Source organism: uncultured Winogradskyella sp. (assembly GCF_937958655.1).
Lineage (GTDB): Bacteria > Bacteroidota > Bacteroidia > Flavobacteriales > Flavobacteriaceae > Winogradskyella.
This window is the reverse complement of sequence record NZ_CALGNH010000082.1, coordinates 1-23,386: the sequence shown is the minus strand read 5'-3', so window position 1 is coordinate 23,386 and position 23,386 is coordinate 1. Positions and strand designations below refer to the sequence as shown.

Here is a 23,386-nt window from a genome sequence, read left to right as displayed (position 1 = left end):
AAATTATTTTACCAGCCCATATTTTGCTCAAGTTCTGAAAATTTTAAAATCTCAGAATTAGGAATTGGTAAATACGTTGCAAATGGTTGAAAATTTCTAACTTCAACCGAAGGCAAATCAATATAATTATTTCCGTCAAAAAAATAACCTCTAGCGGGTTCATTTAAAGGTAATCCCCATCTTCTAATATCCCAAAATCTATGGCCTTCAAAACTTAGCTCAATACGGCGTTCATTTCTGATAAGCTCTCGCATTTCTTCTCTAGTCGAAATTGATGCTAGGTAGTTATCTGGTTGGCTGATGCCAGCTCTATTGCGCAGTGCAGCAATAACATCGCGAGCGGTAATACCACCTACCTGATTATCTGGACCTCCAATTTCATTAGCTGCTTCGGCTAATATTAAATACAATTCAGTATATCTAAAATAAACATTAGCATGGCTTTGTCCCTGAGCCGTTCCATTATCATTAAGAAGAACATCTGGTCGTAATAATTTTTTTAGGTAATATCCTGTGGTTGTAGACTGCTGAGGTATAGAATCTAACCTATCAATACCACCTCCGAGACCAGTATTTATTGTACTACCTCCAAAATTGGCGCCATTAACTATAACGTATTTTTCTAACCTAGGGTCTCTGTTGGCATAAGGATTTTGAGGATCAAAACCATTAGCTGCTGTTGCAGGAAAACCATCTGCCATAGGAAATGACATTACAAAGTTATCTGTTGGATTAATCTCGCCATTTCCGTTAATAGACGGAGGAAATATTCTTCTTTCAAAATTAAACGTATTACCACCTATTGAACCACGCCATAGTGATTCATCACTCTGAATATTGTCATCAGACGTATAAAATTCGATACCATTAGGATCTAAACCAGCAACACCGCCTATTGTATTTAAAACTTGAGCTGCATTGGTAGCTGCCATATCGTAATAGTTTTGACTATCTAAAAAAGAAGGGCTTGCCGCAAAAAGGGCTAAACGAGCTTTTAAAGCTCTTACTATTTTACCTGAAATACGCAAATCAAAAAAGTTATCATTTACGATTCCATATTTAGCAAAATCAAAGTTTTCTAATTCTGAATACCATGGATCTACTTGCCCTGCACTTAAACCATAATCTGTTGGCAATAGATTTAGTGCTGCATCAAAATCTGCCATAATAGCCTCTACAGAAGCTTCAAACGATAATCGTGGCACATTAAAATTACCATCTGGCTCAATAAACTCAGTATAGTATGGAATACCTAGAAGTTCACCTGATTGACCAATACCAGCATGTGCTTGAAGTACATAATAATGATGTAATCCTCTTAATGCAAAGGCTTCGCCTTTTAAACGCATCTCAAACATAGTATTAGTTAATGTGTCTCTACTCCACTGCGTTACACCTGTTTCAACAACCTCTAAGAATCTGTTTAGCCAGAATACGCGCTCAAAACTACCCCAACGTGCTGTAGGATTAAATTGTGCATTTAACTCACCAAGCGCCATACGCTTAAGGTTGTTATCTAATATATTATTAACGGCATCATCAGTAGCTACTTCAGTAAATGAATATTGATTAACTAAACCTGTATATCCATTTAACAATACACCTTCTGCTGCATTTGGATCGGATAAAATAAAATCAAAATCTAACCTATTTTCCTCAATCGGCTCGAAGGTTTCACAAGCAATCATGCCTGTAAATACAGACACAATTAATATATATTTTATTAAATTCTTCATTGTAATAATCTTCATTTTCTTATTGTATTAAAATGATGCTCTTAGGCCTAGAGTGAATGATCTCGCTAGTGGTGCACTGCCTATCCTTAATCTACGAACATCTCTATTTTCACCTATTTCAAACAAATTAGTTCCTGAAAAATTCACGCTTAAATCCTCAATACCTAAATCTTTATAAAACGTATCTTTAAATTCATAGGTTAACTGTGCTCGGTTAATATTAAAGTAACTATTATCGAATAACCAAAACGTAGATTGTCTAAAATTATTTTGATTTGATTGCGCTGATAACCTAGGGAAAGTTGCTGTACTTGCTGTTTCTGGTGTCCATCGGCCTAAAACAACTTCTGAATACTTATCTGCACCATCTACTGAATAATATTCGTTAAAACTATTATTTAGCTTATTACCTTGAGCACCTGATTGACCGACACCCAAAACAAATAAGTTGAATCGCTTGTAGTTTAAATTAAGGTTTAAGGCATAAGTCCATGGGCTGCTCGATTGCCCAATTCCTCTTCTATCATCATTATCTATAATATTATCTCCATTTAAATCTTGATATTTTATATCTCCTGGTTGAACATCACCAAACTGAGGAACAGGTAAACCAGCATTTAAATTACCATCGGTATCAAAATCAGATGCAGCATAAAAACCTTGATCTACTAAACCAAAAATTGTAGAAATCTCTTGTCCTTGTGTTTGTAGATAGTCCTCAGCAAATACTTCAGATCTTATTACTCTTTCAGTTTGGCTATATAGCACGTTAGCACCTAAGGCAACCGAAAAATCGTTATATGTTTTATTGAAGTTTATACCAACCTCAAAACCTGTAAATAAGTTCTTATCAAAATTACTATACGGTCTAAATGTATTATAAAAAGATGGGAATTGATCTTGTAGAAATGTTAATTGTTTGTCTAATTCTGTTTTAAAATAATTAGCTTCAATCCAAAGCGAATTCATTAAGTAGGTTTCGAAACCTAAGTTTAAATCTATACGTTCCTCAAATGTTAAATCAAGATTTTCTGCTTGTCTAAAATCTATTCTTTGATTCGTGTTTCCATCTCCCCAACCAACATTGTTACCGAATGCATAGTTTACATCATATAAGTAGTAGTCGCTAGCGTCTTCATCAACGGTACCATTAGAATTAAGCGCTCTAATTCCTCTATCTGACTTTAAAATACCTCCAGAAGCCTTTAATTTAAGGTAATTAATAGTTTTACTATCCTTTAAAAAAGATTCTTCACTTATGATGTAAGCTATACCAGCAGTTGGCGAAAATGCTCCTCTATTTCCTTCAGGTAGTTTTATGGAGTTTATATAGTTTCCTGTAAAATCAAAAAATAGTTTCTTTTTGTAGTCATAAGCTGCTTGAAAACCTAAGTGCGTATCAACATCGGTTTGTATAACGTCATTTCTCCTTTGTGAATTGTAAAAACCTAACAAGGTCGTATTCAAAGTATGATTATTAGCAAAAGTCCTGTCATAATTTATAAGTCCATAAACACCAAATCTTGCTAAAAAGCCGTTAGTGGTTGTCTCTTGTCGTTGATCTTTTAAATCTTCTCCAAAAACATTAAGCCCAATTATACTACCATCGTCCCAAATTGGTTCATAGGTTTTAAATTGATTCTCTATAGATAAATTATAAGAATCGAAGAAATCAAAACTTACATAGGTTTTAGCAGACAAGCCTTTGGCTATTCTATCTAGATCAAAATTAATATTGTTATTAAATTGGGTTGAACGAAACACGATGTCTCTATACCCACCTGCAATCGCTAGAGCTATAGGTGCGTCTGATCCAAACTGTTGTGTTGTACCTAAAAGAAAACCATCAAAGGTGTTTGCAGCTTGCACGATTCCTGCTAATGTAGGGTCGCTAGTATCTATTAAATCAACAGGTAAAAAAGGTGCATACGCATTTGGTAATAACGTAGTACCAGCATTTAATAAATTGGCTCTAGAACCTCTGTTGGTGCTTATTACTGCAATTCCATCAAGACTACTTGTAATCCAATCATTTATTTTAAAATCTAGGTTCCCTCTTACATTAAAACGATTGATGCCAGGGTTTATATCCTCATTAATATCTACCCATGCTTCCTCACGATTCCATCCTACATTAACATAGTATTGATTTTTATCACTGCCACCAGAAAACTCAGTGATAGCATTTGTAAAAGTGGTAAGAGGTTGAACGAATTGGCTAGAATAACTATCTACATCTGGAAATTCAAAAGGATTTAGGCCATTTCTGGTATTTTGTATTCTCTCAGCTGAAAATCCGGCAGCAGGAACTCCATCGTTTGCAACTGCTTCATTAAAAAGCTGCATATAGGCAGCTGAACTTAAATAATTTGGTAACGAAATAGGCGTCCTAAATCCAGAACGTACATTAACATTAACTTCTTTTTTATTGGCTTTTCCTCGTTTAGTATTAATAACAATAACACCATTTCTTCCTTGACTACCATAAAGGGCAACAGAATTAGCATCTTTAAGTACTGTTATTTGCTCAACCTCTTCCATATTTAAAATATCAGGATCACGACCAATAACTCCATCAATAACGAAAATAGCGTCACCTACACCTCCAATACCTCTAATGTTATCCGAGCCTCTAACTCCCAACATTAGTCCGTTAATATAATCTCTAACTCGCTGAGTATTGTCATAAGTTAATCGGTCTTTTGTGTTAATTGATGATACTGCACCAACAATATTACGTTTGTATTTGGTGGCTACTCCCATCTTTATTTCATCATCCTTAGAAGCTAAAAATAACGATGATTCCATAGTAATACTACCAGTTAAATCAGCTACAGTAATATTAATTGATGTATAACCCTTTTTTTCAAGCAGAATGGACTCATCATCTAATAATTTAATTTTAAACTGTCCGTTAACATCAGAAGTTGTCTTATTTCCATTTGCACCAAAAACTTCAACTCCTTCTATAGCATTACCTTGCTCATCAACCACAGTTGCTGTTACCTCTAAAGCATCTGATTGCGCTATCGCATGATTACAAATGGAACTTAGCACTACGACTAATAGCGTAAAGTATTTATATAACTTTTTTATCTTCATTTTTTCTTTATATTAATTAAAACGAATTTATTAAAGACGCCCTCCTTACCATCCAGGGTTTTGAGGGAAGCCTTCGTAAATTAGTGTTTGTGCTGCTGGAAATGGTAACCAATAATGCTTAGGGAACTCGCAAATTCTATCTACAAGGAGTGTTTCTGTGAAATTACTTTGGTCTTGCGGAAAATCTAAGGCTAATTTCCTTCTATACTTGTCTAAATGCGCTAATCCCCATCGTCTAATATCAACCCATCTATGTGCTTCATAACTTAACTCAACTGATCTTTCTCTTCTTAATTCATCCATAAACTTGTTGTTGTCTCCTACTATGCTAGCAGGTACATTAGGAATACCAGCTCTATTACGTAATACGTTAATAGCACTCTCTGCCGATAGTCCATAGGAACTAGGTACTGCTGTTGCACCACTTGACGCATGTAATGCTTCTGCATACATTAAATAAACATCAGTAAGCCTCATATGCATGCGTACACCAACATATTGGTTAATAATAGGATTCCATCTACTGTGAAACTTATTATCAACTTTAGGGTAAAATTTTGTCCACATATACCCAGTGTTATTTTTTACTTTGATGTTTTCAGCACCAGTACTGCGGTGAAATCCTTTATTGCTAGAGTTTTCAAACCAAAGTTGTGCAGCAACATGATTTGGATCTTCAGCTCCTGGATCTATAATTTGGCCATCTATAATATGCCATCTGTAAAAACGTGGGTCACGATTTGCAAAAGGCTGCGTAGGGTCGTAAGTTGGTGGACCAAAATTACCACTTAGATCATCTTCTATAGACAATCCGTTAGCCATACCAAAATTATTATGAATAAAATTGTGGGTAGGACTAATAACTTCAAATCCGGCAGAAGTGGTGTGGACAGCTCTATTGACACCTGATGCCATAAATCTTGTCGCCTGTCCTTGACTACCACCAGAAGCGGCAAATATAAACTCCGTACTTCCTGGCCATACACCTGGTGCAGGCGATCTCCAAAACACATCATCATAGTCTTCCCAAGATGCTAATGCATAACGCCCTTGATCTGCTAATTGAAGAATTCCTGAAAAGGCCTCAACAGCCATGTCGCATAATTCTGTGTCATAGTCATACGTATTAATACTTACATTATTACCTTTCATTAATGGACTTGCTGCCAATAGTAGGTTCTTACCTTGAAAAGCATATGCTGTTCCTTTGGTAAGTCTACCTCTATTTTCACCCTGTGTTAACTGTCCATAAGGCTCGAGGTCCCAATCTACTGGTAATAATTCAATGGCTTTTAGATAATCCTCATTAGCCTGTAAAGCAGTTTCTCTATAGGTCTCTGGACGCGGTATTCTATCATCTAATAAAACTCTATCAATGTATGGATAACGTCCCCAAAATTTCATAATCTCATTATGAAAAAACGCTCTAAAAAAGTAAGCTTGTCCTAGAATGACATCTTTTTCAGCTTGGGTTGCATTGACCATTAAATCTCTCCCTCCGTTTTCAGAACTTTCTACATTCTGAATAACAATATTAGCCTTACGGATACCACGCAAGCTACCATCATATAGTCCTGGTCGTTGTCTATTAAAAGCGTTGGTGTTTTCTACATTAGCAGAGTTAGTCCCTGATGATCCAAATTGAGAATTAAAATGATTATTTAAATAACAAAAATTATCCCTTATCACATCATTGAATCTTCCAGCATCAATATCGCCACTAGCTTTTGTTGGCCTATCAACAAAACCATCATCTCCCAAAAGAAAATCCTGAAAGGTGTGTGTTTGCTGTTCGTAAGACACTACTAGAGCATACATTTCTTCAACAAAACCTTGCGTATTATTAAAGGTAGAAAAAACGAATTCTTCATCTATAACAGCATCTGGCTGCACATCTAAATAATCCTCGCAAGAAAACGAGACTATTAATCCTAAGATTATTAATAGTTTTACTTTATAACTTTTCATAATTTCTTTTTTTTAAAAATTCATATTAAAACCAAAGTTAAATGTTCTTAAGGTAGGATAATCCCCTCGTGACTGGCTTCCTCCATCTCTATTGAATTCTCTATCATCGAACAGATTAGACCATAAAAACAGATTATTTCCGTTTGCAAACAATTGAAGTTTCGTTAATCCAATTTTTTCACAAAATTCTCTAGGAATATCATAAGATAATGAAACTGCTCTTAGCCTTACTAGAGAGGCATCTAGCCAATTATCTCTTGGGTTATTAGCTGCTGGAACACCAAATGATGGCTGAGTATCTGTATTATTTGGAGTATCAACAGTCCAATAATTTAAATCTTGCTCAAAGATTAACGGTGTAGAATTTCCAAAAGTTTGGTTACTGAATAATCTAGAGGCATTTTGAGTACCATATAATTGTGCAGACATGTTAAAACCTTTGTATCGTGCGCCTAGGGTAAAGCCCCAAGTTCTTTGTGGCTGGTTTGGATAACCAAAAGGAGCATTATCGAAATTTGAATCATAAATTCCATCTCCATCAAAATCTACAAGATCATAATATCCAGGACGTACAGCACCTTGATCTTGAGTTAGTGGTGTTGAACTATAAATATCGTCCCAACTCGTTAATATACCTGCTGGTATGCCTGTTCTTCCTTGACCAATATTAAAACCAGCTTGATTAAGATGCGCAGCTCTCAATTCTGGATCATCTCTTACTATGATTTTATCTATGGCTTGTGTAAAATTAAAATCAGCTGTTAATGTTAAACCATTGTTGAACGTATATTGGGATCCTAGAACAATCTCATATCCCCTTACCTCAACAACACCTCTATTAACGAATGGAGAGGTTATACCCACATAATCTGGTATAATTTGACTATCAGCAATAACGATTTCACTACGATCTTCTGCAAAATAATCTACCTCACCTGTTAACAAGCCATCAAAGAAATTAAACTCAGCTCCTATATTATATTTAATAGCTTCCTCCCATTGAAGGTTTGGATTACCGACAACGGCTTCTCTGTAAAACGTATAAGGCGATCTTCCTGTATAATTACTTGGTACAAAAAATGCAGAACTACCAGATTCATATTGTGTAAGATATCCCCATCTCGCGTCTGTTAGACTAGTTGTAATAAACTGATCATCACCAATTAGACCGTAAGACCCTCTAAACTTTAGCAAATTCAACCAATCTACATTTTCCATAAAAGCCTCATTTGAGATGGTCCAACCTGCTGCTAATGAAGGAAACAATTCGAAACGAAACCCTGGCCCAAATTGCTCAGAACCATTGTACGCTCCGTTGAGATCTAAGAAATATCTGGAGTCATAATTATATTGTACCCTTCCTACCCAATCTTCTCGGAACGAAGGAAAGGAAAAAATCCCTGTACCGCTTGCTCTCTCCTGTCTTCTAACTAAAAACAGCCCTGAGAGGTTATGCTTTTCGTTAAAAGTTCTATTATAATTTAATGAAGCATCATAAACCATTTGTCGTCTTCTAGAACCATCTTGGACTTGTGACTCCCCTAATTCCCATGGTGGTCTCACATAACCAAATCTTGTATTACTATCTGGAATGAGTTCAACCGCTTGGTCACCATCATAAATTCTGTAAAGCACATCTGATAAGCCACCATCATTTAAATTTTGGCTACTTGTCTGATTATTATCTAAAGAAAATCGTCCTTGAAATGTCAAGCCTTCAGTAATAAAGTCTAAATTTTGTTTTAATATAAAATCAGTATTAACTTGAAAGGTTCTAAATGTGCTATAACCAGTATCCGATAAAGTAACAAAAGGGTTGTTATAGACATTAAAAGGACTAAATGGCTGTCCATACACTCCATCTGGATATACTGGAGTGTAAAGGCTTGGTGCTATTAAGTAAAGACCATTAGTAACATTACCTAAGCTACCAGGACTCTCTCTAATACCTAAAAAACCAGCTAGACTAACAGACAACTCCGTAGTTTTTGTAATGTTAAAATCTATATTACTTCTAAAGTTAAATCTATCGTAGCGATACTCGCTTGAATAACCTCTGCCTGCATCGTATCGTTCTCCGTCAAAAATATCTGTTACTGTTTGGTATGCTAAACTTCCAAAATATTTAGCTGTTTTATTACCGCCACGCACAGACAAATTAACTCTGTAATCCTGTGCAAAATCCTTCAATAACTCATCTTCCCAATCAACGTTAGGATAAATAAAGCTTTCTTCTAAACTAGCAGGGTTACGATATCTCTCTATAATATCTAACGGTGTATAATTAGCCCATGTATTAGGGGATTGAGCTATTCCTCTTAAAATAGCGCTATTCGCCTCTAATAAAGCATCAAACGAATCTAATTTTTCTGGTAATTGAGAAACTGTTTTAATGGTTGTATTAGCAGTTAGCGACAATTGCGCTTTACCTGTTTGACCACGCTTGGTGGTTATTAAAATTACCCCATTAGCACCTTCTACACCAAAAACCGCTGTAGCAGAAGCATCTTTAAGCACCGATAAATTTTCGATATCATTCATATCTATATCGTTCATTGACCTCCTAACACCATCTACGAGTACAAGAGGATCGCCATTACCATTCCACGAACTTCTACCACGAATAAAAATCCTAATATTATCTTCACCAGGAACTCCACTACCTTGTATAGCAACAACACCAGGTAAATTCCCTTGCAGCGCTTGCTCAACATTGGCAACACCAAGATTTCTCTCCATTAATTCTTTACCTTTTATCTGTGAAATAGCGGCTACTACACTTTCTTTTTTCTGCGTACCATAACCAATGATAACTACTTCATCTAGACTTGCAACATCCTCCTCTAACAACACATCTAGGGTTGTTCTGCCATTAACTTGAATTTCTTGCGTTTTAAAACCGACATAAGAAACCAGTAAAATTTGTTCACCTAAAGCTAATTCTAAAGTATAGTTGCCATCAAAATCTGTTGATGTACCATTAGCGGTTCCTTTTTGCACTATACTTGCACCAGGTATAGGCATACCACCAGCATCTTTTACAACACCAGAAACCGTATTTTGAGCCTCTGTATTAATTGCCGTAAAACTAGTAAACACTATTGCCAGTAATAATGCAAACCCAGAAACAGGAAATTGTTTTTTTAATTTTTGTTTCATATTCAGTTTAAATTTCAACATAGAGTTAGTTATAATTTATCATGATTATTAGCCTCTAAATACAACAATATCAAATCATAATAATATGTTAACAATTTTATAACTTATATTATATTTTCGCATCCTGTACTGTACTGTACTAATATATTTTTAATCGACTATTAGATTTTCAGAAAGTTTAGCACAAGCTAAAACATTGACTAACAATTATTTTGCAAGCTTAAATTTAATTTTTCCACAATTCTTCCATTTCTTCAAGCGTTTTCCCTTTTGTTTCTGGAACTTTTTTAAAGACAAAATACACCGAAAGTATTGCTCCTAAAGTATATATACCATAAGCAAAGGCTAATCCCAGTGAACCTAGTATTATTGGAAAAGTTAGTGTTATTATAAAATTTGAAACCCATTGAGACAAACCAGCAATTGCTAAGCCCAAACCTCTGATTTGATTCGGAAACATCTCACCAAGCATTACCCACATTACGGGACCCCAAGAAAAATTGAACAACATAACATATGCGTTTGCCGCAATAAGTGCTAAAACCCCCATATTATCGCTTAATTTTAGTATTTCTTGCCCTGTAGCTGTATTCAATTCTAATGTACCAGAAGAAAAAGCATAAACTACTAGAGCTAAAGTAACACTCATGCCTATAGAACCAATAAGCAATATTGGTTTTCTCCCAATCTTATCTACTAAGAACAATGACAATACTACACCTGCAATACTCAAGGCTCCTGAAATTACATTAATTAATAATGAATCGCCTTCATCAAAACCAACGGCTTGCCATAGAACAGCTCCGTAATAAAAAACAACATTAATACCAACAAACTGTTGAAATGCAGCAAGACCAATACCTACCCACACTATCGGTTTTAAACGTCCAATTGTTTTATCATATAAATCTGAAAATCTTGGTTTATGATCTGATGACAAAGAATCATTTATTTCCTTAACTTTTTGTTCCCCTGAAAGCACTCCGTAAAGTTTACTAAGTACTTTCTGTGCTTTGGCTTTTTCGCTTTTTGCGACAAGATATCTTGGACTCTCAGGAATAAACAATAACAAAATAAAGAAAATAGATGCCGGAATCAATTCAATCCAGAACATCCAACGCCATGTTTCATAATCCCACCAAAAAGGATTTAACGCAGAACCTGAAATATCGGCTAATTTATAGTTACTAAGAAATGAGAAAAACAAACCGGCAATGATAGCAATTTGCTGTGTAGTGCCTAATGCACCTCTATATTTTGCAGGAGCAATTTCACTAATGTAAGCTGGAGCCATAACAGAGGCTGCACCAACCCCTAAGCCGCCAAGAATCCTATATATTATAAATTCTATGGAGTTTGTTGAAATACCTGAACCCCATGCAGAAATTATAAACAAAATAGAAGCTGCTATAAGCATAGATCTTCTACCATACAAATCGGCTAACTTTCCTGCAAAAAATGCTCCTACTGCACAACCTAATAACATTGATGCAACATTAAATCCACTACCTATATTTTGCGCTTCAAATGCTACTTCTAAGCCTTTTACAGTACCATTTATTACACCGCTATCAAATCCAAAAAGAAATCCTCCTAATGCGGCTACTATGGTAAGTCCAATGACATATAATTTATTTACCTGTTCTTCTGTTGTCAAAATAATTAGTTTTAAAAGTTTATAATATCTCTTTTGAAGAGGTGTCTCCCCTATCAGTCAAAAATTGTTTGTTGCTAAATATATTGATTAATTATATTTTCAAACAATTCTTGTTTACCACTTTTTAATGATAACTCGCCATTGTCTTGAGCGATTTTGTATAAGTCTTGTAATGCTAATTTACCATTTTCAAAGTCTTTACCTTTACCTGAGTCAAAAGACGCATAGCGTTCTGTTCTTAATTTTTCGTAAGGTGAAGATGTCATAATTTTATCGGCAATAAGCAAGGCTCTTGCAAAAGTATCTGCACCACCAATATGGGCATGGAATACATCTTCCATATCGGTTGAATTTCTTCTAATCTTAGCATCAAAATTAATACCACCGCCTTGTAAGCCACCTGCTTTTAAAAACACCAACATAGCTTCCGTCGTTTCTTGTATATTGTTTGGAAATTGATCTGTATCCCAACCGTTTTGGTAATCGCCTCTATTAGCATCTAAGCTTCCTAACATGCCTGCATTAGCCGCTACTTCTAACTCGTGCTGAAAGGTATGCTGCGCTAAGGTTGCATGGTTAACTTCAATATTCATTTTAAAATCTTTTTCTAAGCCGTATTTATGCAAAAATCCTATGGCTGTAGCACAATCAAAATCGTATTGATGCTTCATAGGCTCCATGGGTTTTGGCTCAATAAAAAAGTTACCTTTAAATCCTTGTGATCGTGCATAGTCTCTCGCCATAGCCAAGAATTGTCCCATATGGTCTAGCTCGCGTCCCATATCGGTATTTAACAGCGACATATATCCTTCTCGTCCGCCCCAAAACACGTAATTTTCTCCACCTAATTTAATAGTAGCGTCTAAGGCTAATTTAATTTGCCCACCTGCTCTGGCTACCACATTAAAATCTGGATTGGTTGCTGCACCATTCATATAACGTGGGTTAGAGAAACAGTTGGCTGTTCCCCATAATAGTTTTATACCTGATGCATCTTGCTTACCTTTTATATAATCTGTAATTACAGTTAATCGTTCTTCGGATTGTGTAAATGTGTCTCCTTCCTCAATTAAATCATAATCATGAAAACAGAAATAATCAAATCCCATTTTACTTATAAATTCAAATGCTGCATCTGCTTTATCTTTTGCCGCTTGCACTGGGTTGCTAGATTGGTCCCAATCAAAATTTTGTGTACCAGGGCCAAAAGGATCGCTGCCTTGTCCGCAGAAGGTGTGCCAATACGCTATAGCGAATTTGAAATGCTCGCGCATTGTTTTTCCAGCAACCACTTGTTCTGGATTGTAATATTTAAATGCCAAAGGATTATCTGATTTCTTTCCTTCATATTTAATCTCACCGATTCCTTTATAATACTCTTTGTTTCCTATAATTGCCATTCCTATTTATGTTTATGTTGTTATACTCTCTAATACAAGTTCTAATTCTCGTTTCCAATTATGATATGCTTCTGTATATGCTGTCTTATCTTTTAAAGGTAAAAATGTCATCACATGGTCGTTATCCATAATCACTTTTCCAAAGGCTTCAAAATCACCATTATGAAGATGCGCTGCTCTAGCAGCACCAATAGCACCTGTTGTATTATATATTTCTATATCTTGTTCTATCAACGTGGCTACGGTATTTGCAAATATTTCTGACCGAAACAAATTATCATTTCCAGCTCTAATAACGCTTGGTGCAATACCATCAGATGTCATAATTTCCATGCCATACACAAACGAAAATGCAATACCCTCTAAAGCTGCTCGGCACAAATGCCCTTTATGATGATTATTTAAATTCATATTTACAACACGCGTCCCTATATCTTTATTATTAAGTATACGCTCTGCACCGTTTCCGAAAGGTATTAGGCATACTCCATCGGAACCTATAGGAATTTCTGCCGCTAAGGTATTCATCTCCTCGTAAGAACTTACCGCCAAATTATTTAATAACCAACGGTATTGGATACCTGCTCCATTTATGCACAGTAATTTTCCTATTCTTGCGGCAGCTTCTTTTTTATAGTTAACGTGTGCAAAGTTGTTAACTCGAGCACTTTCTTTTACTGACAGGTTATCCGTAATAGCATAAACAACACCAGAGGTTCCGCCTGTTGCTGCCACTTCACCAGGATTAAAAACATTTAAGGATAAGGCATTATTAGGTTGGTCACCAGCTCTGTATAAGATCGGTGTACCTGCTGCTAATCCGCTTTGGTCTTCACCATTTTTATCGACCACGGCCTGCTGACCAAAAGTTTCGGTAATTTCTGGAACTAGTGCTTTATCTACTCCATAATAGTCTAGTAGAAAATCGGCAATACTATTGTTTTTAAAATCCCAGAAAATGCCCTCGGACAAACCAGGTACAGTTGTGTTTATTGTATTTGAAAACTTATAGGCTATGTAATCACCAGGCAACATAAACTTATATATGCTATTATAAATCTCTGGTTCATTATTTTTAACCCATTTTAATTTTGAAGCTGTAAAATTTGCTGGTGAGTTTAATAGTTGCGTTGCGCATGTATCATTACCAATCTCATTAAAGGCTTTATTACCAATCTCAACCGCTCTACTATCGCACCAAATAATACTCTTGCGTAAGGGATTACCATCTCTATCAACCAACACAAGACCATGCATTTGATAGGATATACCTACACCTTTTATTTGCGCCGCACTAACGTTATATTGTTTTTTTAATTTTTGAATAGCATTACAAACATGCTGCCACCAGTCATTTGGGTCTTGCTCTGCCCAACCATTTTTTTGAGCAAACATACCCATTTCTTCCTCGGGTTCTTGTACAACGCCTAAGCTCTTACCAGACATTACTTCTACTAAAGCAGCTTTTATGGAAGAACTCCCTATATCTAATCCTAGGTAATAATTCATTTATTGATTAATTATAATGTCTTTTATTTTTTTTATTTTTTTTGAAAGGTTGTTTTTAGTTTCTATTTATTCCGTGTCTAAAGCCCAATTTATAGCGCCTTGTATTAATTTTTTAAATCTTGAATCTTCATAAATTTCTGCGGTATGTCCCATACCTGTATAAAAAACACGACCTCCATTATAATGGTGATACCATGTAATAGGATGATTTTTTGTATTCATTTTTTTGCCTTGGTAAGACTCTTCATCTAAATAAGCTAACACATTAACATCCTCACTAACAGGTTTTTTAAAATTATACCATTCGTCTCTAAAAACTTCTGTTTCATTTAAATGATTGATAGCCAGATGCGCAATTGATTTCTCTATACGAAGTGTCGCATTTTGCACTTTTGGGTGGTCTCTAAAGACAGCGCCAATCATATCTGTAAACCAAAGCCATTCCATTTCGGTATTTGTGGCAGCATGTATTCCAATAAAACCTTTACCACTTGCCATATATGTTTTTAAAGCCTCTTTTTGTCTTGCATTAAAGACGTTTCCTGTTGTATTTAAAAAAACGATAACGTTGTATTGCTTTAAATTTTCGACTTCAAAATCATTAGAGTCTTCAGTGAATGAGATATTCCAATTATTATTGCGCGCTAACTCAGTCATTAAATTAATACCTGCTGGTATCGATTTGTGACGAAAGCCCTCGGTTTTTGTAAATACTAAAAGGTTAGGTTGCTCCTTTTGTGCCATAACTCCAAAAGGCAATAGTATTACTGGAAGAAAACAAATTATAACTTTAATATTCATTTCAATTATTTTGAGGAATAATTCAATTTTTGAAAATATAAAATTTTTAACAATTTTGATTAGCTATACCGCTGCGCTTTTATGCAAAATTGTCCTTATCTGTTCTTTGGTATTAAAAGTCAATACTAAACCAATAATCATAAGTCGACAAATTTTTACCACTAATTTTTTGGGTTTTATTTAAATTGGGTTGACAATCTAATATTTTAAATACAATTAAGTCTTTAAATCTATAATTTTAACATCATATTTTAGTTGATGTCGCAAAAACTAACAGGTTTTATAAATCTTAGTTTAGAAAGCTATTTTTTTTTGTGTTAAAAACAAATATCAGGTAATGTAGAGTTAGTTCTATTTTAAAAACCTGTACTATTCGACCTTTTAAAATACGTCACCTACTGAAGTTAATTTGAAGAATCTCTAACAATCAATTCTGCATCTAGAATAATTTTATTTAGCGTTTGTTTTAGTTTAGGCTCAGCAATACGTTTCAAAAATGTTTGAGCAGCAAGACGTCCAATATCCTTACTTTGCTGATGAACACTTGTTATGGAAGGACTAACTAATGATGTAAAAGGCTCATTACCAAAACCTACCAAACGGATGTCCTTAGGAACGTCTATTTTATGTTCGTTTAAAACCTGTAATGCTCCTAACGCAGCATAATCACTAGCCACATAGACTGCATCTGGTCTGTTTTCTAAATTTAGTAGTCGTTGCATTTCTCGTCGGCCATCTTCTAGTGTTAGTGGACTTTCTGTAAGAAGGTGATCATCTATAGGTAATTTGTATTGTTTTAAAGCATCAACATAGCCTCTAATTCTGTTATTGAAAATTCGAGTACGTCTATAACCACCTATATGAGCTATGCGTTTGCATCCTTTTTCCACCAAATGTTTAATGATCATATGACTACTGTCGTAATCATTAATACCTATGTAATCTACATTTAAATCATTTTCACCACGATCAAATAAAATCAACGGTATACCTTTAGCTTTTATTTTTTCGTAATAAGATAGTTTTACCGTTTCATTAGCCATTGAAGCAATGATCCCATCTACTTGGGTAAATAGCAAAGTGTCTATATTCTTACATTCTTTTTCATAAGATTCATTAGACTGCGTAATGATAATATTGTAACCTGCTTTGCTTAGCACCTCCTCCATACTCTCTAGTACAGAAGAAAAAAAGTTACTATAGGTTCTAGGTACAATTACACCGACTAAGTTGCTCTTTCCTTTTCTAAGTGCGCTGGCCAAATGGTTAGGTTGGTAATTAAGCGCTTTAGCTACACGCCTAACAGCGGCCTTTGTTTCCTTACTTATTCTTTGGTCATTATGCAAGGCTTTAGATACTGCAGCTGCGGATATATTAAGCTCTGAAGCAATATCTTTTATAGTCGGTTTTTTTTTATTTGACAAGATTTTATATATTTGCTTAATCGTTTAAGCAAACTTACGGTTTACTTCATAAAATTCAAAATAAAATCCTTTTTGAATTCTTTTTTAAAACGATTGCTTAAACGTTTAAACAAAAAAATAACTAATGACCTATTAAAATTATATTCAAATGAAAAAAGTAGTAACATTTGGTGAAATTATGCTAAGATTAGCACCATCTGGATTTTTAAGATTTTCTCAAGCATCTAGTTTTGATGTTGTTTATGGAGGTGGCGAATCTAATGTCGCTGTCTCTTTAGCTAATTATGGAGTTCCTGTTGATTTTGTAACGCGTTTACCTCAAAATGATATTGGTCAGTGTGCCATGATGGAAATGCGTAAAAGGGGCGTTGGCGTAGATAAAATTATTTATGGTGGTGACCGCTTAGGTATTTATTTCTTAGAAACTGGTGCTGTAAGTAGAGGAAGTAAAGTAGTTTATGACAGAGCACATTCTGCTATTTCAGAGATAAAACCAGGTATGGTTGATTGGAAGTCCGTCTTTAAAGATGTCGCTTGGTTTCATTGGACAGGTATTACTCCTGCAATTTCTCAAGGTGCTGCAGATACGTGTTTAGAAGCGGTAAAAACAGCGAGCGACATGGGTGTAACTATTTCTACAGATTTAAATTATAGAGCCAAACTTTGGACCTATTGTGATGATGCTCATAGAGAAAAAGTAATGACAGAGCTTACGTCATATTGTGATATCGTTTTGGGTAATGAAGAGGATGCGGAAAAACATTTTGGCATTCATCCTGAAGGTTTAGATGTACATAAGCATGGACATGATGTAAAAGCCGAGGCCTTTTTATCCGTATGTAAGCAAATGATGGAGAAGTTTCCTAAAGCCAAAAAAGTAATTACTACCCTTAGAGGTTCCATTTCAGCATCTCATAACACATGGGCTGGCGTTTTATACGATGGGAAAAAAATGTATGAAACAAGACAGTATCAAATCACTGATATTGTAGACCGTGTTGGCGGAGGAGATTCCTTTATGGGCGGATTAATCTATGGCTTATTAAAATACCCTGAAGATGACCAAAACGCACTAGATTTTGCAGTTGCAGCATCGTGTTTAAAACATACCATAAAAGGTGATGCCAACCTAGTCACTGTAGCAGAAGTAGAAAAATTAATGGGCGGTGATGCCTCTGGACGTGTAGCACGATAACATTATGGCAAATTTTTCAAGAATAGAAGTCGCAGAAGTTATGAAAAATACGGGCTTAGTGCCATTATTTTATAACAACGATATAGAATTAAGTAAAAAGGTTGTAAAAGCTGTTTATGATGGTGGAGCAAGGCTTTTAGAATTTACAGCAAGAGGTGATTTTGCGCATGAGGTATTTGGCGAATTAAATAAGTATGCGCTTAGAGAGCTTCCAGGTATGATTATGGGAGTTGGTTCGGTTACAGATGCAGCTAGTGCGTCTCGCTTTATGGCCTTAGGTACCAATTTTATTGTAACACCAGTGCTAAGGGAAGACATTGCTGTTGTTTGTAATAGACGAAAAGTAATGTGGTCTCCAGGTTGCGGTTCTCTAACCGAAATCTGCAGAGCTGAGGAACTAGGTTGTGAAGTCGTTAAATTGTTTCCTGGTGGTATATACGGCCCTGGATTTGTTAAAGCTATTAAAGGCCCACAACCATGGACCAGCATAATGCCAACAGGAGGTGTTGCTCCAACAAGAGAGAACCTAGAGGGCTGGTTTAACGCTGGTGTAACTTGTGTAGGTATGGGCTCTAAACTTATTGCCAAAGAAAAAGACGGGAGTTATGATTTGAGTAAAATACAATCAGACACTAAAAATGCACTCGATATAATTAAATCCTTAAAAATTTAACTATTGTGAAATCTTCTGCTGTTACCATCCGCGAAATATCGTATAGGTCTGGGTTTTCAGTTTCAACCGTATCAAAAGCTTTAAACGATAAGCAAGATATTAGTAAAGAAACGAGAAACACCATAAAGACTATTGCGAAAAAACTGAATTACATTCCAAATAATTTTGCTGTGGCACTCAGAGGAAAACGCTCTAAAACCATTGCTGTACTTTTACCCTCAGTAACTGATTCTAATTATAACCAAGCGTTATTTTATTTACAAAAATCAGCTGAAAATTCAGATTATAGAGTATTATTATTTCAAACTTTTAATTCTGAAGAACGAGAAACAAAGTACATCAATGGTTTAAATGATGGCTCAATTGATGGTGTTATCCTGGTATCATCAGATAAAAATCATAAACTACCACATTTAGATAATTCATTCCCTATTGTATCTCTTAATGTTAACGAAAATCAATCTATAGAAGATATAAAGCAATCCTCTTACAACAGCGTACTTAACGTTCTTAGTGCATAATCGGAAATTAGCTATTTAGTTCAGTGGCTTTTGTAATAATTATCATTAAACTTTAGGGTAAGAGTCTTTATATTTACACTGTAAATTTAGCTTACATGAATACATTTATTACAAAAGATTTTTTACTTCAAACTACGATCGCTAAATCGCTCTATCATGAGTATGCTAAAGCACTTCCAATTATAGATTACCACAATCATTTATCACCAAAGGAAATTGCTGAAGATAGACAGTTTGAAAATATTACCCAAGTATGGCTAGCTGGCGACCATTACAAATGGCGAGCTATGCGTGCCTTTGGAATTAATGAAAAATATATTACAGGTGATGCCTCCGATAAAGATAAATTTTTAAAATGGGCAGAAGTGGTACCCTTTACCATTAGAAACCCATTATACCATTGGACGCATTTAGAATTAAGCAATTACTTTGGTATTACAGAATTATTATCGCCAAAAACAGCAGAGTCCATTTGGGATAAAACCGGTCTATTATTAAAACAAAAATCACATTCTGCTAATGGCTTATTAAAGTTAATGAATGTTGAATCTTTGTGTACCACTGATGATCCAACAGATAATTTAGAACATCATAAAGCCATTGCTAAAGACCACTCTAAAGTAAAAACTTTACCAACGTTTAGACCAGACAAAGCGTTTGCTGTTGAAGATGTAACAAGTTACAATCATTACCTAGGCCTTCTCGAAACTAGTTCTGGTAAATCCATACACAACTACCAAGATTTAATTACTGCATTACAAAGTAGAGTAGATTATTTTCATAATGTTGGTGGCCGATTAGCTGACCATGGCTTAGAGCAATTATACCATTTTAATACTAAGATTTTTGATATTGATCAACTTTTCAAAAAAGTTAAAACAAACCAAGCACTGTTAACCGAAGAGGTTCAGTTTTTTAAAGCTGAAACGATGATTCATTTAGGTAAAATGTATCATGCAAAAGGATGGACGCAACAGTTACACTTAGGTGCTATAAGAAATAACAATAAACGTTTACTTAGCGAATTAGGACCAGATACTGGTTTTGATTCTATGGGAGATTTTCCCCAAGCCAAAGCCCTGAGCGGATTCTTAAATACCTTGGACAGCACAAATCAATTAGCTAAAACAATAGTCTATAATCTAAATCCGTCAGACAATGAGGTCTTTGCCACTATGGTGGGCAACTTTAATGATGGTACCATAAAAGGTAAAGTGCAATTTGGCTCTGCTTGGTGGTTTTTAGACCAAAAGGATGGTATGGAAAAACAAATAAACACCCTTTCCAATCAAGGCTTATTGAGTTGTTTTGTTGGTATGCTTACGGATTCTCGTAGTTTTTTATCCTTCCCTAGACATGAATATTTTAGAAGAATTCTATGTAATCTCATTGGAAATGATGTGGCTAATGGCGAATTACCCAATGACTCAGAACATCTTGGGAAAATTGTAAGCGACATCTGTTATTACAATGCCAAAAACTATTTCGATTTCTAAATATATTCTTCTATGAAAAAAGTAGTTTGGGGTATTATAGGCTGCGGTGATGTTACCGAAGTAAAAAGCGGCCCAGCATTTAATAAAGTTGAAAATTCCGAGTTGCTTGCCGTAATGCGTAGAGATGCAGAAAAAGCAAAGGATTATGCAGAGCGACACAACGTCCCTCTTTGGTACGATAATGCTGACGATTTACTTCAGCACAAAGATATCACAGCCATTTATATAGCCACACCACCATCTAGCCATTTAGGGTATGCCTTAAAAGCTATACAACACAACAAGGATATTTATATAGAAAAGCCAATGACCCTAAATTACGAGGAAGCATTGGTACTAATAGAAGCCTTAGAAAAAAGTAGCTCTAAGTTAACTGTGGCGCATTACAGGCGAAAGCTACCCATGTTCTTAGAAGTAAAACGCATCATCGACGAAAAGCTCATTGGTGATATCAATGCTGTTGAAGTAAAAATGAAGCAATCTAGACAAGCTGCTTTAGTCGCCAAAACAGATTCAAACTGGCGTATTGACCCTAGCATCTCGGGCGGTGGTTATTTTAACGACTTGGCGCCACACCAAATTGATTTGTTACTCTATTGGTTTGGCAATAGTATCGACTTTTCGGGTGAATCGTCTACCGAACATTCAAAACCAAATGTAGCCAGTAAGGTTAATGGTACTATAGATTTTAAGGATGGTATCACCTGTATTGGTCATTGGAATTTTGTTGCCGAAGACACCGAACAAATCGATGTGTGTTATATTTCTGGTACTAAAGGCCATCTCAGATTTCCTTTTTTTGGAAATGAAATTACGTCAGTGGTCGAAGGTAAAACAAAGGTTATGACTTTTGAACATCCAAAGCATATCCAACAGCCCATAATAGAAGCTACAGTTATCTATTTTTTAGGCCAAGGTGAAAATCCATGTCCTATTGAAGATGGTGCAGAGGGTCTACAGATTATTGACCGTTTTATAGCATAAAAGCTAACGCCGCTCTTTTTTAAGTCTTTAGGGATTACGCTTATTTTAACCCAAACAATCTTGGCAAATACATTGATATCTCAGGAATAAAACTAATCAGCATTAAAACCGCTACCATTATTGCTAAGAATGGCAACAAGGGTCGAATCACCTGAGTTACCGAAACTTTGGCAACACCACTACCCACAAAGAGCAAAGTTCCTACTGGTGGTGTACAAATACCGATACAAAGATTCAATACGATCACAATCCCAAAGTGCACCGGATCCATACCTAAAGCTGTTACAACAGGCAAAAATATTGGTGTAAATATAAGAACCGCTGGCGTCATATCCATAAACGTTCCAATAACTAATAAGATAAGGTTGATGGCTAAAAATATGGCGAACTTGTTGTTTAACGACTCTAATAAAAAGGTACTGATCATTTCCGGAATTCCCTCAAAAGAAAATAGCCATGACATGGCCATTGAGGTACAAATTAAAAACATAACAACTGCCGTTGTTTTTGCACTAGAAAGTAACACCTCAGGAAAATCTTTAATTTTCATATCACCATAAACTAATGCTAATATAGCGGCATATAACACTGCAATCACCGAAGCTTCAGTCGCTGTAAACACACCCGCAACAATACCTCCAACAACAATAACTAATAATAACAAACTGAAAAATGCTTTTCTAAAGAACGTCCAAATTTCAAACAATGAAGCACGTTTACCTCTTGTAAAATTTTTGCTAATCGCAATAAAAGCAACATAGCCCATGATTGCGAAACCCAATAATAAACCTGGCAAATAACCAGCAATAAATAAAGCTGCAACAGACGCTGTACCTCCACTCGCCAAAGCATAAACTATTAAAATATTACTTGGCGGAATTAACAATCCTGTGGTAGAAGCCGTAATGTTTACAGAGGCACTTAACGTTCTTGGGTAACCCTCTTCCTCCATTCTTTCAGTCATTATACTACCAATTGCTGATGCTGCCGCAAGCGCAGAACCAGAAATAGCACCAAATAACATCGATGCCAAAACATTAACATACGCTAATCCACCTGGCAAACTAGAAACTAAGGATTTAGCAAAATTAATGAGTCGTGTGGCTATGCCTCCGCGTTTCATAATATCACCAGCTAAAATAAAAAATGGAATAGCCAACAGTGCAAAACTATCTATACCTGTGGTCATGCGCTGCGCAATGGTAGTAATACCTGGCAGTTTATCAATATTTAATAAAAGACTTAACGTGGTTGCAATACCAATACTATAGGCCACAGGTACCTTGAGTAGCAATAAGGTAAAGAAACTCACAAACAAAACGATAATACTTATAATTTCTATACTCATATTAATTAGCGTTTTTATTATTTAAAATTTTTGAAATGTGATAGACCGAAAAGCACATAATTAAAAACCCACTAAAAGGCATTATAGCGTAAACATAGCCAAGAGGAATTCTCAACGTTCCTGACAATTGCTCTAAATGTAAGGTTGTATACACTAAATTTAGACCTCCAATAACCATAACTACAAGCGCAAATAAAAACACCAAAACTTCGATGAGTATTGCAACTTTTTTTTGATTTAAAGCTGAGAATTTCTGGTATAAAAAATCCATTGACAAATGCTCTTTTTTGCCATTGAGATAGGCTGCACCTAAAATGGTCATCCATATTAATGAGAATCGCGCAAATTCTTCTGTCCATGTAAACGATTCACCCAAAACATATCTGGAGAAAACTTGAAAAAGTACATCAAGA

16 protein-coding genes are annotated in these 23,386 nt (G+C 35.4%); 5 read left to right on the top strand and 11 right to left on the bottom strand.

The window, feature by feature from the left end:
- Positions 1-8 precede the first annotated feature (8 nt).
- The 9 genes from Q0800_RS13585 to Q0800_RS13545 all read right to left on the bottom strand — a co-directional run bounded on the left by Q0800_RS13585 (position 9) and on the right by Q0800_RS13545 (position 16,756).
- Positions 9-1,751 (bottom strand): RagB/SusD family nutrient uptake outer membrane protein, encoded by a 1,743-nt coding sequence (locus Q0800_RS13585; RefSeq protein WP_299130786.1) that lies wholly within the window; start codon positions 1,749-1,751, stop codon positions 9-11.
- 12 nt (positions 1,752-1,763) lie between these two features.
- Entirely contained in the window at positions 1,764-4,838 is a 3,075-nt protein-coding gene (locus Q0800_RS13580; protein ID WP_299130784.1) for a SusC/RagA family TonB-linked outer membrane protein, read from the bottom strand.
- Positions 4,839-4,883: 45 nt separating this feature from the next.
- Positions 4,884-6,806, bottom strand: a complete 1,923-nt coding sequence (locus Q0800_RS13575) for a RagB/SusD family nutrient uptake outer membrane protein (protein ID WP_299130781.1) — start codon at positions 6,804-6,806, stop codon at positions 4,884-4,886.
- A gap of 12 nt (positions 6,807-6,818) precedes the next feature.
- Positions 6,819-9,965 carry a TonB-dependent receptor gene (locus Q0800_RS13570; protein ID WP_299130778.1) on the bottom strand — a complete coding sequence of 1,049 codons (3,147 nt, stop codon included), beginning with the start codon at positions 9,963-9,965 and terminating at the stop codon, positions 6,819-6,821.
- A gap of 226 nt (positions 9,966-10,191) precedes the next feature.
- A complete protein-coding gene (locus Q0800_RS13565) occupies positions 10,192-11,622 on the bottom strand; it encodes a sugar porter family MFS transporter (RefSeq protein WP_299130775.1) in 1,431 nt (476 codons plus the stop codon).
- Between the two features lie 74 nt (positions 11,623-11,696).
- Complete coding sequence (xylA, locus tag Q0800_RS13560; RefSeq protein ID WP_299130772.1) at positions 11,697-13,022, bottom strand: xylose isomerase; 1,326 nt, start codon at positions 13,020-13,022, stop codon at positions 11,697-11,699.
- A gap of 12 nt (positions 13,023-13,034) precedes the next feature.
- Entirely contained in the window at positions 13,035-14,531 is a 1,497-nt protein-coding gene (locus tag Q0800_RS13555) for an FGGY family carbohydrate kinase (RefSeq protein ID WP_299130770.1), read from the bottom strand.
- A gap of 66 nt (positions 14,532-14,597) precedes the next feature.
- On the bottom strand, positions 14,598-15,332 hold the full coding sequence (locus Q0800_RS13550; RefSeq protein WP_299130768.1) for a ThuA domain-containing protein: 735 nt from the start codon (positions 15,330-15,332) through the stop codon (positions 14,598-14,600).
- A 404-nt stretch (positions 15,333-15,736) separates the two neighbouring features.
- Positions 15,737-16,756 carry a LacI family DNA-binding transcriptional regulator gene (locus Q0800_RS13545; protein WP_299130765.1) on the bottom strand — a complete coding sequence of 340 codons (1,020 nt, stop codon included), beginning with the start codon at positions 16,754-16,756 and terminating at the stop codon, positions 15,737-15,739.
- A 148-nt stretch (positions 16,757-16,904) separates the two neighbouring features.
- On the opposite strand from Q0800_RS13545, the gene Q0800_RS13540 reads away from it, so the two are divergent.
- From Q0800_RS13540 to Q0800_RS13520, 5 genes are all read left to right on the top strand, one after another.
- Positions 16,905-17,951: a sugar kinase gene (locus Q0800_RS13540; RefSeq protein WP_299130762.1), complete on the top strand. Its 1,047-nt coding sequence runs from the start codon at positions 16,905-16,907 to the stop codon at positions 17,949-17,951.
- A gap of 4 nt (positions 17,952-17,955) precedes the next feature.
- Positions 17,956-18,624 carry a bifunctional 4-hydroxy-2-oxoglutarate aldolase/2-dehydro-3-deoxy-phosphogluconate aldolase gene (locus tag Q0800_RS13535; RefSeq protein WP_299130759.1) on the top strand — a complete coding sequence of 223 codons (669 nt, stop codon included), beginning with the start codon at positions 17,956-17,958 and terminating at the stop codon, positions 18,622-18,624.
- A 5-nt stretch (positions 18,625-18,629) separates the two neighbouring features.
- On the top strand, positions 18,630-19,145 hold the full coding sequence (locus tag Q0800_RS13530) for a LacI family DNA-binding transcriptional regulator (RefSeq protein ID WP_299130756.1): 516 nt from the start codon (positions 18,630-18,632) through the stop codon (positions 19,143-19,145).
- A gap of 95 nt (positions 19,146-19,240) precedes the next feature.
- On the top strand, positions 19,241-20,641 hold the full coding sequence (gene uxaC / locus Q0800_RS13525) for a glucuronate isomerase (RefSeq protein ID WP_299130754.1): 1,401 nt from the start codon (positions 19,241-19,243) through the stop codon (positions 20,639-20,641).
- Positions 20,642-20,653: 12 nt separating this feature from the next.
- On the top strand, positions 20,654-21,625 hold the full coding sequence (locus Q0800_RS13520) for a Gfo/Idh/MocA family oxidoreductase (RefSeq protein ID WP_299130752.1): 972 nt from the start codon (positions 20,654-20,656) through the stop codon (positions 21,623-21,625).
- A gap of 40 nt (positions 21,626-21,665) precedes the next feature.
- Here the strand turns inward: Q0800_RS13520 and Q0800_RS13515 are convergent, their stop codons facing one another.
- Positions 21,666-22,973, bottom strand: coding sequence for a TRAP transporter large permease (locus tag Q0800_RS13515; RefSeq protein WP_299130749.1), 1,308 nt, complete (start codon positions 22,971-22,973; stop codon positions 21,666-21,668).
- Position 22,974: 1 nt separating this feature from the next.
- A partial coding sequence (locus tag Q0800_RS13510) for a TRAP transporter small permease (protein WP_299130744.1) occupies positions 22,975-23,386 on the bottom strand: 412 nt, incomplete at its 5' end.

Excerpts from the sequence above, each read along its gene's own strand:
- Q0800_RS13535 (WP_299130759.1), top strand. The coding sequence starts at position 17,956 with ATGGCAAATTTTTCAAGAATAGAAGTCGCAGAAGTTATGAAAAATACG.
- uxaC (WP_299130754.1), top strand. The coding sequence starts at position 19,241 with ATGAATACATTTATTACAAAAGATTTTTTACTTCAAACTACGATCGCT.
- Q0800_RS13555 (WP_299130770.1), bottom strand. The coding sequence starts at position 14,531 with ATGAATTATTACCTAGGATTAGATATAGGGAGTTCTTCCATAAAAGCT.
- Q0800_RS13585 (WP_299130786.1), bottom strand. The coding sequence starts at position 1,751 with ATGAAGATTATTACAATGAAGAATTTAATAAAATATATATTAATTGTG.
- Q0800_RS13515 (WP_299130749.1), bottom strand. The coding sequence starts at position 22,973 with ATGAGTATAGAAATTATAAGTATTATCGTTTTGTTTGTGAGTTTCTTT.
- Q0800_RS13575 (WP_299130781.1), bottom strand. The coding sequence starts at position 6,806 with ATGAAAAGTTATAAAGTAAAACTATTAATAATCTTAGGATTAATAGTC.
- Q0800_RS13580 (WP_299130784.1), bottom strand. The coding sequence starts at position 4,838 with ATGAAGATAAAAAAGTTATATAAATACTTTACGCTATTAGTCGTAGTG.
- Q0800_RS13550 (WP_299130768.1), bottom strand. The coding sequence starts at position 15,332 with ATGAATATTAAAGTTATAATTTGTTTTCTTCCAGTAATACTATTGCCT.
- Q0800_RS13540 (WP_299130762.1), top strand. The coding sequence starts at position 16,905 with ATGAAAAAAGTAGTAACATTTGGTGAAATTATGCTAAGATTAGCACCA.
- Q0800_RS13520 (WP_299130752.1), top strand. The coding sequence starts at position 20,654 with ATGAAAAAAGTAGTTTGGGGTATTATAGGCTGCGGTGATGTTACCGAA.
- Q0800_RS13570 (WP_299130778.1), bottom strand. The coding sequence starts at position 9,965 with ATGAAACAAAAATTAAAAAAACAATTTCCTGTTTCTGGGTTTGCATTA.
- xylA (WP_299130772.1), bottom strand. The coding sequence starts at position 13,022 with ATGGCAATTATAGGAAACAAAGAGTATTATAAAGGAATCGGTGAGATT.